This is a genomic window from Corynebacterium sp. MSK297 (assembly GCF_030232885.1).
In the GTDB taxonomy this organism is placed as follows: domain Bacteria; phylum Actinomycetota; class Actinomycetes; order Mycobacteriales; family Mycobacteriaceae; genus Corynebacterium.
Window position 1 is genome coordinate 168,218 of the sequence record NZ_JASPGD010000004.1, and the last position, 12,213, is coordinate 180,430.

Below are 12,213 nucleotides of genomic sequence, written 5' to 3' on the forward strand. Positions count from 1 at the left end.
ATCCTATCCGCCGATAGCAGACATCGTGCGGGCAGGCTGTAAGAAGCCTTCGTCGTTAATGCCGTGGCCAGGCAGTTTCTCCCACATGGCGCCAGCCCAGATTGTGGCTAGTTCTTCGTCGCTGGCGCCATCGCGGAGCAGATCACGCAATTGCGTTTCATTGTTGCTAAACAGACAGGTGCGAATCGCCCCGTCGGCAGTGAGTCGAGTGCGGTCACAGTCCCCACAGAATGGATAAGAAACTGAGCTGATAATACCTAAAGCTCCGCGTCGCATACTGCGATCTGCATCCTCCCAGACGTCCCACAACGCTGCGGGTGCAGAACCGCGCGGTTGTTTCGCTGGTGTCATAATGAATGCGGATTGCAGCTTGGCCAAGATCTCGTCTGCGGTGATCATATCTTCCCGTGACCAGGCTTCACGCGGGCCCAACGGCATCTGTTCAATAAATCGCAGCTGCGCGCCTTTATTCAGGGCAAAATCGGCAAGATCGACCACATCATCTTCGTTAACGCCCTTCATCACCAAAGCGTTGATTTTGATGGGATTCAGACCGACTTCGGAACATTTATCGATGGAGCGCAGCACGTGATTCAGGCGGTCGCGACGGGTCAGCGCCGTGTATTTCTCCCTGTCAATCGTATCGAGCGAGATATTGATGCGATCCAGTCCTACGTCGGCAAGGCTTGCTGCGCGCTTATCGAGCCCCAGTCCGTTAGTCGTCAATGCGATTTCTGGCGTCTCGCCAGTATCCGTCGTCAAGGCTTTGGCCCGTGAAATGATGCTGGGTAATGATTTGCGCAGTAACGGTTCGCCACCGGTGAAACGGAGTTTGCGCACCCCAAGCTTTTCCACGGCGATACGCACCAGGCGAATAACCTCGTCGTCGGACAGCACTTTGTCATTGTGCATCCATTGCAAACCTTCGGCGGGCATGCAATACGTGCAGCGTAAATTGCACTTATCGGTCAGGCTGACGCGCAGATCACGCGCGATGCGGCCGTAGCGGTCTGACAGCTGACGTGTGCCGTCGGCATTGGCAGTGGGCAGATCGGAGGCAACATCCTGCGCAGATGGAGTCGACGGGATAATAGGTTCCGGCAGCATAACAGGTGTGGACATATTAGTTCCTAGTTTAGTGACCGTGCGTGGCAGAAACAATGAGTACAGAAACCATGAGTGCAGACACAATGAATTCGGTAGTGGGGCTGATCATGGTGTGTTTTCCGTGGAGTCGGTGACAGAGGAAGCTTCTGTGGAATTCGTGGGGGTGGCGGCATCCGTGTGCGCGGAGTCTTCACCTGGGCCAGGTAGGGCAATGATGTCTAAACGGCCTGCTTCCAGGTGTTCGCGGAGGTCTTTTTTGTCGAACTTGCCGACGGAGGTTTTATCGATGGAATCGACGAAGGACCAATATTCGGGCGTCATCCAATTCGGCAGTGATTCGCGGAGGAAATTACGCAATTCGTTGGCAGTTTCCTGGTCTCGTGGGATATCAGTATGCAAGACGGTGACCGCTAATGGGCGCTCGTTCCACTTTTCATCCGGATAGCCGATGACGGCGCATTCGACGACTTTGTCCGAGGCCATGACCATGTTTTCTAGACCTACGGAATAAATCCATTCGCCACCGGAGCGGATGACATCGCGAGCGCGGTCGGAGACTGTCAAAAAACCGTCTGTGGTAATCGAGCCGACGTCACCGGTGCGCAGCCAGCCGTCATCAGTAAATTTATTCTGTACCGCGTCGGTGTCATCGGAGACGTCATGACCCCGAAATTCCGTCGCCGCACCTTCATCGTTTTCTGCGGCGGAGCGGAAATAGGAACCGGTAACCAAGTTGCCACGAACCTGAATTTCGCCTTCGTTTCGGTCGGTGTTCGGCACGATCTCGCCATCGTTGACGACTCGATATTGCAACATCGAGGGGAAGCGGCCCTGCGAAATGCGATATCCCCACCGGGTTTCGCCCGAAGCGCCCGACGGTGGACGGGAGACAGTTCCAATGGTGGTGGTTTCTGCCATGCCCCACACGTGTACGACATCGACACCGTAGTGTTCTTCCCAAATCTTGATCAAAGCTGGTGGCGCGGGGGAGCCTCCAGCAAAAATCTCGACCAAAGACATGCGCTCTGGTGGGTGTTTCAAGTAATGCACCATCAGTTGGATCCACAGCGTCGGCACGCCATTGGCACGACGGGGATGCGTCGCTTCGATGATTTTCGCCAGGGTGGGTGCCGAAGTATCGGCGTCGGGAAGCACCAACGGCGCACCCGAAAGAAAAGCTGCGAACGGAACACTCCAACACAGCACGTGATAAATAGGTATGCCGCATAGGAATGATTCACCGTGGGTGATAGCAATGGAGTCCGTGGTACGCAACTGCAAAGCCGCCAGATAAATCGCGCGGTGCGAATACACTATGCCTTTCGGCGCACCTGTGGTTCCTGTGGAATAACACAGTGCTGTGGCTTCGTGCTCGTCGACTTCCGGCCAGTCGTAAGTAGTAGGTTGGCCGTCGAGTAAAGATTCATATGAATAGATCTCGATATGCTTCGGCAGTATTTCCGCGTAGTTGGCAAGCTCGTGTGGTGTGGGCAACCCGATGAAAGCGACTACACGTACGCACGGGGTTTGAGTTGTGATATCACGTACCAGGTCAATCATACGCGGATCGACGACAAGGATTTCCGTGTGGCTGTGATTGACAATATGAGTGAGTTGATCAAGCATGAGCTGCTTGTTTAGCGGAGCAAAGACCGCGCCCTTCGACATGACTGCGAACATGACTTCAAGATGCTCTGCGCAATTAGTGAGCAGCGATCCCACACGTTGATCACCGGTAATGCCCAGAATGTTGTGCAGAGCGTGCGCAAAAGCACTGGCCCGGGCAGCGATTGCACGAAAACTGATTTCCTGTGGTCCGTTGGGTGACCAGGTGGTGACCTTCGTTGTAGCGTGCGTGCTGCGGCCGTATTCCAGAATCCGGGACACGGACAGGGGCAGGTCCTGCATCGTCGAGAGCATAGTTCTGATTTTAGCGTCGGCAATCGTACAGCCCTAGCCACGCCGCGTCGGTGGCAATACAGGCTTTGCTATGGTGGGAGAGAACTGGGGAATCTTTGAGAAGTGCGCTATACTGTAAGGGAAATCGATAGACAAGGACGTGAACTCTCCTCGAATTGTCTAGGCGATTATTCTAAAGTCTCACGAGAACAATTACGGGGTGTCACAGTAGGGTTTGTGAAACTGATTACTACGTGCATCAGTCGTTATTGTGGCGTGTGCCGGAGTAGGCATATGCTGAACATTTCGTAATGAGACTTTCACCCTTTATTTAGAGTTGCAGTGCTGTGACTGTGCGCGCAGCTGTGAGTGGATTGCTTGACGACGGACGCGATCTGCAGCAATAGCAAGTTCGTACTCTTTGTCGTACGAGGTGCTTCGTGCAGCACAGGCAGGACTGTAGCCAGGCGACCCGAATCCGCGGGGCAGCCTCAGTTACGCGAAAAAACGACGCGAAAGGATATCCGTGAGCACAACGGACAACCCAGATCTGTACTCCATGAAGCTTCCTGAACTCCGGGAGCTTGCTATCGAGAAGGGGTTGAAAAGCATCACCGCTCTGCGTAAGGGCGAGCTGATCATGGCTATTGAAACAGGTAAGGTTCCGCGTAAATCCACGGAGAAGCCGCTGCCGCGGATGAAGAAGTCTGAGATGCTAGCACAGCGCGCGGCACGTCTGGAGTCCGGTGAATCCGACACGAATGTGCGCGACGTGCAGGCCAATGCACAGCAAGACGTGACCGAGAGCACTGCAGGACGCTCAGCAGAGAGGTCGAATGAGTCACGTCCAACGGCAGAAAACCCTAGCGACGATACTCCATCGCCAGCAGCAGCTCGACGTGCACGGCGCGCTCGCGTTAAAGCGCGCGTGAACGAAGATCACCAAAACAACTCCGCAAATGGTGAGGTCCGGAAGGCGCACGAGCAGCGTAGCGACCAGGATGCCACTGCGGATCGCCCTGAAACTGTTACGGACGATGCGCAGTCGCTGCCTGAGAGCACCGATGAGCAGCGTCAGACCGGAAACACCCGTCGCGGACGTCGTGGTCGGCGGGTTCGTCGCTTGAGCGATAGTAAGCAGCACCAGCACCGCGAGCACGAGCAGAACTTCGATAACGCGGGTGATCAGGGTGCTGCAGATGATGCCGCAGATTCTATTGCTCACGATGAGCACGTTGAGCGTTCCGACCGCACTGATCGGGAACAGCGCAATCGGGGCCCACGTGGTGGTCGGGATGATCGTGACAACCGCGACAGTCGTGATAACCGCGATAATCGAAGCCCACGGGAGAACCGGAACAACAACGAAAACCGGGGTGGCGACAATCGCAACAACGATGGCCGCAACAACGGCTTGCAGGAAGTTGCCGGCATCTTGGAAGTTGTTGACAGTAACACTGCGTTCTTGCGTACCACCGGCTACCGCCCAAGTTCACTGGATGTATTCGTCAACACCAACCTGGTGCGCCGTTTCCACTTGCGTACCGGTGATTACCTCACCGGTAAGGTGAAAATGACCGGTGGCGGCCAGTCGCATGGCAAAGGCCGCAACCGCAAAAAGTACAACCAGATGGTTTTCGTGGAAACCGTTAATGGGTTGCACCCAGAAGAAGCCAAGCAGCGTCCGCAGTTCAGCAAGCTCACCCCGCTGTATCCGAATAAGCGGTTACGTTTGGAAACTGAGCCAAAGATCTTAACTACCCGCGTGATCGACTTGATCATGCCGATCGGTAAAGGTCAGCGTGCGTTGATCGTATCTCCACCAAAGGCGGGTAAGACGACAATCCTACAGAACATCGCGAACGCGATTTCAACGAACAACCCAGAGTGCTATCTGATGGTTGTGCTCGTCGACGAGCGCCCCGAAGAAGTCACGGATATGCAGCGAAACGTCAATGGCGAAGTCATCGCCTCGACGTTTGACCGCCCACCGTCAGAGCACACCGCGGTTGCTGAGCTCGCTATTGAGCGTGCTAAGCGCCTGGTCGAACAAGGCCAGGATGTCGTCGTACTGTTGGATTCCATCACTCGTCTGGGACGCGCATATAACAATTCGTCACCAGCCTCCGGCCGCATCTTGTCCGGTGGCGTTGACTCCAATGCGTTGTACCCGCCGAAGCGCTTTTTGGGCGCTGCCCGCAATATCGAAGATGGCGGTTCGTTGACCATTATTGCCACTGCAATGGTGGAGACCGGTTCGACTGGCGATACCGTGATTTTCGAGGAATTCAAGGGTACTGGTAACGCTGAGCTTAAGCTGGACCGCGGGATCTCTGAACGTCGAGTTTTCCCAGCCGTCGATGTCAACCCATCAGGTACGCGTAAGGACGAGCTGCTGCTGGTTCCTGAAGAAGCTCGCATCATGACGAAGTTGCGTCGTATCTTGTCGGCGTTGGATTCGCACCAGGCTATCGATCTGTTGATCAAGCAGCTGCGGAAGACGAAATCGAATGGCGAATTCTTGATGCAGGTTGCGTCGTCGGCTCCGATGGCTGCGGCGCTTGAAGAAGAGGATTAATTCATGGCTAATGAGGTATCGCTTGTCGACGACGTCGTCTCCGAATACCGCGGCATTGAAGCTCAGATGTCGGATCCATCGATCGCTGGTGACCAGGCACAATTTGGCAGGTTGTCGAAGCGATATGCTGAGCTGCGCCCAATTATGCTCACCTATGAAGAGCTAACGGCCGCCCAAGAAGACTTGGAAGCTGCGCGCGAGATGGCCTATGAGGACCATGATTTTCAATCAGAAGCTGATGCGCTCGCAGACCAGGTCGAGCAACTGCAGGAGAAACTGGCTGACTTGCTGGCACCACGTGATCCGCAGGATGCCGAAGACATCATCATGGAGATCAAAGCCGGTGCAGGTGGAGAAGAAGCTGCGCTGTTCGCTGCGGACCTCGCCCGCATGTACGAGCGTTTCGCTGATAAAGCAGGCTTTCTCTGGAACGTGTTGGCGCTAAATGAGTCTGATCTGGGCGGTGTGAAAGATATGACAATTTCTTTCCGCGCAAAAAACCCTGGTCGCGACGGCGCCTGGGCGTTTTTCAAGTACGAGGGTGGTGTCCACCGCGTGCAACGTGTCCCAGTCACCGAATCTCAGGGACGTATCCAAACTTCCGCCGCCGGCGTGTTGGTGTACCCGGAGCCTGATGAAGTAGAATCCGTCGATATCAACGAAAAAGATCTGCGTATCGATGTCTACCGTTCCTCCGGTAAGGGCGGACAGGGCGTGAACACCACTGACTCGGCCGTCCGCATTACGCACTTGCCGACGGGGCTGGTAGTGACCTGCCAGCAGGAACGCTCCCAGATCCAGAACAAGGCTCGTGCCATGCAGGTGTTGCAGGCGCGCTTGGATCAGATTGAACGTGAAAAAGCCGAAGAAGAAGCTGGTGAACAGCGTGCTTCGCAGGTGCGTTCAATGGATCGCTCTGAGCGCATCCGTACCTACAACTGGCCGGAAAACCGCATTGCAGATCACCGCATCGGTTACAAAGCCAGCAACTTGGATAGCGTGTTGAACGGTGACATGCACGATCTGATTAAGGCCCTGCAGGAACAAGAACGCGCAGAACGCCTCGAGGCTAAATAGGCTGCGGTGTGTATTCAGTGCAGGATAATCAGCCGGTGCTCCACGAGACGCTTCGTGATGCCACGCGTCGTTTCCAGGCAGCTGGTATTACTAATGCTGCAGGTGAGGCGCGATTGCTTGCAGCGCACTACCTTGGGGTGACTGCGACCGAGATTTTCCTGCACCTTCGTGAACCCACTCCGGCAGGGCTGCTAACTGCAATCGAACGCCGTGAAGACCGTGAGCCGTTGCAGCATATTGTTGGCACGGCTCCGTTTGGTCCTCTAGAGATGCTGGTAGGGCCCGGTGTATTTATTCCGCGGCCGGAGACCGAGGTGCTTGCGCATTGGGCTGTGGAAAAGCTTAACTCTGGTGTCGTTAGCCCAACTGTGTTGGATTTCTGTACCGGCAGCGGAGCTTTAGCAGCGTATATTGCGTATGAAGTTCGGCATGCCCGCGTCATTGGGGTGGAGTATTCGCCGCGCGCGTTCGAGTGGGCGGAAAAGAACCGATTAAATCTCCACGCTCAACACAGTATCCACTACGAAATCGTCCGGGGGGACGTGCTTGACCCTATGTTGCTTGCAGAACTGACAGGCAAGGTCGATCTCATCGTGTGTAATCCGCCTTATGTTCCGCGTGATGATTCGTTGGATCTAGAAGTCTATGCAGATCCAGATGATGCAGTTTTTGCAGGTGAGACAGGGATGGACACAATCAATAAACTCGGACCGCAGGTCTCACGGTTATTGCGCCCAGGCGGCGTCGTAGGTATTGAGCACGATGACGCGACTTCCACTCAGGTGCAGGAAGTAATCAAGGCAGAACCAGAACTGTACGATGTGCAACCGTTGATGGATCTGACTGGCCGGAATCGGTTCGTTACGGCATCGAAACGATGATGTCGATGCACGCAGTGGCTACTCGGAATGGATACGAGCGTAAAATAGCCACATGATCTCGTTGGTGCTAAGCACCGGCGACGTGAAGTACGACAGGAATAATGGGTTCGAAAATGAGGAAGGGCTGCGAGGACCGGAAATGAGCACCACGTACTCCTGCGATGATAATTCTCAGCGTGCGGCTGGCATCACAGCAGCCGCCGACGCTGCACGTGCTGGTCAACTGGTTGTCATGCCCACAGATACGCTTTATGGCTTGGGCTGTAACGCTTTCGATAATGATGCGGTTGCCCGGTTGCTTGCCGCAAAACAACGTGGCCGCGACATGCCAATTGCCGTGCTCGTGGGATCCTGGGCGACGGTGCGAGGGTTAGTCCGTGAATTTCCAGAGCGCATGAAAACATTGATCGAAGCATTTTGGCCTGGTGGTCTGTCTCTCATTGTGCCTCAAGCCCCATCGTTACCATGGGATTTAGGGGATACCCGGGGTACTGTGATGCTTCGCATGCCATTGCACCCGGTGGCGATTAATCTTTTGCAAGAGGTCGGTCCTATGGCGGTATCGTCTGCGAATATCTCTGGGCAAAAATCACCCACATCGGTTACCGAGGCTGAAAGGCAGTTAGGCCGCGCAGTTTCGGTGTATCTGGACGACGGTGAATCTCCGGTAGGCGAGGCGTCCTCCATTGTTGATCTTTCTGGACCATACCCGGTGGTTTTGCGAGAAGGTGCGATTAGTATCGAACGTATTGCGGAAGTACTCGAACTGCCGGCGGAGGCGCTACGCAGAGAGAATAACTAATGGGTGCAGCAGGAATTCCCATACGCGAACTTGGGCTGGTGGTCTTGGTGGCAGCCGTTGTCACGTTTTTGTTCACTGGCGCAATCCGCAGCGTCATCGTGCGCTCTGGCCGCATGGCAGAAGTTCGAGCGCGGGATGTGCACACTCAGCCGACGCCCCGGTTGGGTGGAGTAGCGATGTTCAGTGGTTTTTTGCTTGCTGTCGCGCTCGCAATGCAATTGCCTGCCCTGAATCGCGGATTTATGCCGGTGACTCCAGAGATGACAGCAGTGCTCTGGTCAGCGTTCGCTATTGTGCTGGTTGGAGTACTCGACGATTTATTTGATCTTAGTGCAATCGTCAAACTAGTCGGGCAAATAGTTGCTGCCTGCCTGATGAGCATGTTGGGATTGACATGGACCTTGCTGTTTCTGCCGATTGGCGAGGGCACCACCGTAGTCCTTGATCAAATCCAGTCTCTGGTCTTGACTGTATTTTTTACCGTTATGCTCATTAACGCCATGAATTTCGTTGACGGTCTCGATGGGTTAGCAGCTGGGCTTGGAATGATCGCAGGCGGTGCCATTCTGGTTTTCGCGCTTACCGTTCTATACGACCAGGGTGGGGCAGTTTCGGCCTATCCTCCTGCGATCATCGCCGCCGGTTTGGTTGGGGTGTGCGCGGGCTTTTTGCCGCATAACTTTGAACCGTCTCGGATCTTTATGGGGGATTCGGGGGCAATGCTGATCGGTACGTTATTGGCTGCCGCAGCGACGTCGGCAAGCGGGAAAATTAATATGGCGCTGTACGGGACAGCGGATGTTGTGGCGTTAATATCGCCGTTCATTGTGGTTTTGGCTGCTGTATTTGTTCCGGTTCTAGACCTGATTCTTGCCGTGGTGCGCAGGTTGGCGCGCGGACAGTCGCCCATGGCTGCGGATAAACAACATATTCACCATCGACTGTTGTCATTGGGCCATACACATCGTCGCACGGTGTTGGTACTTTATTTGTGGGTGGCCGTGGTGGCATTTGGGGCGGTGAGTTTTTCGGTCGTACCGGCGTGGCTGGCGCTTGGTGGAACCGTCCTGGCGCTACTGGTCGCTGGAGTTGTCACGATGATTCCGCTGCGTGCGGGAAAGATTGGTCGAAGCGAACCACCTTTGAAGTTTGTGACTAACCAGCCGCCTTTTTAGCGTCAGCTACGTTTCTACGTTGTTGCGTTGCTAATTATCGATAATGAATAGGAAATCCATGACTAGCCCAAATGAATCTACACACAAATTTTCTGCACACGACGGTGTCAGTGAATCGGTGTCTCCCTATGAGGACCATTCGTTGCCACTCAGGCGCGGGCTGAAATTAGGCTCCCGTGCCTTAATCATCGCGACGCTAATCTCACTCGTTGTGTGGGGTGCGGTAGCTGGACTACCGGGCCTGTCAGGAGTGGTATTGGGGGCGGCAATTGGCGGAAGCTTCGTTTTGTTCACTGCCGTGAGTGTTTTGCTGACTTCGCGCAGCACGCCTGCAACCACCATGGCTGTGGTTTTGGGTAGTTGGCTGCTCAAAATCGTCGTCTTAGTTATCGTGTTATTTGCTATCCGGGACTTGGATTTTTACCACACGGTGTCTCTATTCGTCACGGTCGTGGTGGTCTTGGTGTTGACATTGGGGACAGAGGTCTGGGCAATTGTGACCTCGAAAGTAACCTTTGTCGGATAAGATCTCACTCAATCAACGCTGGAAATTCTTTCATCAGGGTTAACCAGGAGTGGTAGGTCTCGGGTGTAAATCTTCTGGCAATAGAAAGCCTTCGCCTTAACAAAAAACAACTGCTTGTTTCTCTCTAAAAATAAGCTGTCATTTAAGCAGCTAGAACTGTATAAAGAAAAATTCACCCCCACGAGGCGACAGAATCGAAATACGCTGATAGTATACTGCACGGGTAACCGCAATAGTGGTGCGCCTTTCACAGGAAACTGTAAGGGTGTGACTGAAATGCTGCGCTGTTTCCCCTGCTGTTACCGCGCTGATGTGCGACGGAGTCCGTGGTAATGGCAGCGAGTTTGAAGACGTCCATCGCACCGTATGAGTAATTCATGCGGCCCGAACACGGGAGAGAACGCTGAGCGTTACAACTATGGCCTTTCGAGGTGAGTTCCACTCGCCTGAACTGGACCCAGAATTTTTCCCGGGGCAATACTATGGCCACATCATCCTTGATGATTTCTTGGGTGGTTGGTTCGCGCTAGACCGCTTGATGTTGGTCCGCCTTCTCATGTTGGCGATCATGTTGGTGGTCTTCCTCGTCGCCTTTAGGAGCCCCAAGCTGGTTCCTTCAGGTTTGCAGAACGTCATGGAGTACGCGCTGGATTTTGTTCGGATCCATATCGCAGAAGACATCCTGGGCAAAAAAGAGGGTAGGCGGTTCCTGCCAATTCTGGCGGCAATCTTCTTCTCGGTTTTGTTCATGAACGTCTCGACGATCATTCCAGGTCTGAACATCTCCGCAAACGCACGTATCGGAATGCCGATCGCTCTTGCGTTGCTGGCTTATGTCACCATGATTTATGCCGGTGCAAAACGCTACGGTTTCGGTAAATTCGTAAAGTCTTCGGTGGTTATCCCGAACCTGCCACCATTGCTGCACCTTCTGGTCGTGCCGATCGAGTTCTTCTCGACGTTCATCCTGCGTCCGATCACGCTGGCACTGCGTTTGATGGCAAACTTCCTTGCAGGCCACATCATTTTGGTACTGCTGTTCAGCGCCACTAACTTCTTCTTCTGGCAGCTTAATGGTTGGACGGCAATGTCCGGTGTGACGGCATTGGCAGCGATCCTGTTTACCCTGTACGAAGTAATTATTATCTTCTTGCAGGCATACATCTTCGCTTTGCTGACTGCGGTGTATATCGAATTGTCCCTGCACGCAGACGCACACTGACAAACTCGCGAACCACGCGGCTAATTACATAACCCCACAGCAACTACACTCTCGGTAAGTAGTTCCGAGAACCACGAAAGGGATTGACTTTCACATGAACGAGATCATCTTGGCACAGGCAACTGAGTCCTCCATCGAGTTAGGCGCCATTGGCTACGGTTTGGCAACCATCGGACCTGGTCTGGGTATCGGCATCCTGGTAGGTAAGACCGTAGAGGGCATGGCTCGGCAGCCAGAGATGGCCGGCCAGCTACGCACCACTATGTTCCTTGGTATCGCCTTCGTCGAGGCTCTTGCCCTCATCGGCCTCGTTGCAGGCTTCCTGTTCTAAAAAGAGCGCGGAAACCACCCCACACTTTTTAAGACTGGAGAGCCTATGAACGTCACTTATTTGCTTGCGGAGCATGGAGAGGAAATGCCACTCGAAGGTGGCAATTCGCTCCTTACGCCTGCGAACTACGACATCGTCTGGTCGATCATTCCGCTTGCAGTTGTCGTCTTCCTCTTCGCGAAATTTGTGATCCCGAAGTTCCAAGAAGTCCTCGATGAGCGCGAGGACCGGATTAAGGGCGGAATGGACCGTGCTGAAGCTGCACAGGCGGAAGCAAAAGCTGCGTTAGAAAAATACAACGCGCAATTGGCTGATGCACGTGCTGAAGCTGCGACTATCCGTGAGGACGCACGCAAGCGTGGCGAGCAGATCGAAGCAGAGCACAAAGCGAAAGCTGAAGAAGAAGCTGCTCGTATCATTGAAGCCGGAAATAAACAGCTTTCTGCAAACCGTGAACAAGTGGTTGCGGATCTGCGTGCCGATCTGGGACAGAATTCGATTAACCTGGCCGAGCGTTTGCTCGGTACCGAGCTGTCGGATGCTACGAAGCAATCCGGCACGGTAGATTCGTTCTTGTCCGAACTCGACAACGTGGCACCAGCCGCAAGGAAGTAG

11 protein-coding genes are annotated in these 12,213 nt (G+C 54.2%); 9 read left to right on the forward strand and 2 right to left on the reverse strand.

Annotated elements, in window-relative coordinates; translation table 11 throughout:
- Nucleotides 1–3: 3 nt before the first annotated feature.
- Together moaA and QP888_RS05890 are read right to left on the reverse strand one after the other, a co-directional pair.
- The gene (moaA, locus tag QP888_RS05885; protein ID WP_284812566.1) at nucleotides 4–1,122 is read right to left on the reverse strand and encodes a GTP 3',8-cyclase MoaA; all 1,119 of its coding nucleotides are present in this window, start codon (nucleotides 1,120–1,122) and stop codon (nucleotides 4–6) included.
- Nucleotides 1,123–1,212: 90 nt separating this feature from the next.
- Nucleotides 1,213–3,027, reverse strand: coding sequence for a long-chain fatty-acid--CoA ligase (locus tag QP888_RS05890; protein ID WP_284812567.1), 1,815 nt, complete (start codon nucleotides 3,025–3,027; stop codon nucleotides 1,213–1,215).
- 505 nt (nucleotides 3,028–3,532) lie between these two features.
- On the opposite strand from QP888_RS05890, the gene rho reads away from it, so the two are divergent.
- The 9 genes from rho to QP888_RS05935 all read left to right on the forward strand — a co-directional run bounded on the left by rho (nucleotide 3,533) and on the right by QP888_RS05935 (nucleotide 12,213).
- On the forward strand, nucleotides 3,533–5,584 hold the full coding sequence (rho, locus tag QP888_RS05895; protein ID WP_284812568.1) for a transcription termination factor Rho: 2,052 nt from the start codon (nucleotides 3,533–3,535) through the stop codon (nucleotides 5,582–5,584).
- Nucleotides 5,585–5,587: 3 nt separating this feature from the next.
- Nucleotides 5,588–6,661, forward strand: coding sequence for a peptide chain release factor 1 (gene prfA / locus QP888_RS05900; protein WP_284812569.1), 1,074 nt, complete (start codon nucleotides 5,588–5,590; stop codon nucleotides 6,659–6,661).
- A gap of 35 nt (nucleotides 6,662–6,696) precedes the next feature.
- Complete coding sequence (prmC, locus tag QP888_RS05905; protein ID WP_284812672.1) at nucleotides 6,697–7,542, forward strand: peptide chain release factor N(5)-glutamine methyltransferase; 846 nt, start codon at nucleotides 6,697–6,699, stop codon at nucleotides 7,540–7,542.
- A gap of 139 nt (nucleotides 7,543–7,681) precedes the next feature.
- On the forward strand, nucleotides 7,682–8,344 hold the full coding sequence (locus tag QP888_RS05910; protein WP_284812570.1) for an L-threonylcarbamoyladenylate synthase: 663 nt from the start codon (nucleotides 7,682–7,684) through the stop codon (nucleotides 8,342–8,344).
- On the forward strand, nucleotides 8,344–9,519 hold the full coding sequence (locus QP888_RS05915) for an MraY family glycosyltransferase (protein ID WP_284812571.1): 1,176 nt from the start codon (nucleotides 8,344–8,346) through the stop codon (nucleotides 9,517–9,519). The genes QP888_RS05910 and QP888_RS05915 overlap by 1 nt, the downstream gene beginning before the upstream one ends.
- 58 nt (nucleotides 9,520–9,577) lie before the next feature.
- Nucleotides 9,578–10,045: a Cg1360 family ATP-synthase-associated protein gene (locus tag QP888_RS05920; RefSeq protein WP_284812572.1), complete on the forward strand. Its 468-nt coding sequence runs from the start codon at nucleotides 9,578–9,580 to the stop codon at nucleotides 10,043–10,045.
- Nucleotides 10,046–10,463: 418 nt separating this feature from the next.
- Entirely contained in the window at nucleotides 10,464–11,267 is an 804-nt protein-coding gene (gene atpB, locus QP888_RS05925; protein ID WP_284812573.1) for a F0F1 ATP synthase subunit A, read from the forward strand.
- Nucleotides 11,268–11,361: 94 nt separating this feature from the next.
- Nucleotides 11,362–11,598 carry an ATP synthase F0 subunit C gene (locus QP888_RS05930; RefSeq protein ID WP_018120014.1) on the forward strand — a complete coding sequence of 79 codons (237 nt, stop codon included), beginning with the start codon at nucleotides 11,362–11,364 and terminating at the stop codon, nucleotides 11,596–11,598.
- A gap of 45 nt (nucleotides 11,599–11,643) precedes the next feature.
- Nucleotides 11,644–12,213 (forward strand): F0F1 ATP synthase subunit B, encoded by a 570-nt coding sequence (locus QP888_RS05935; protein WP_284812574.1) that lies wholly within the window; start codon nucleotides 11,644–11,646, stop codon nucleotides 12,211–12,213.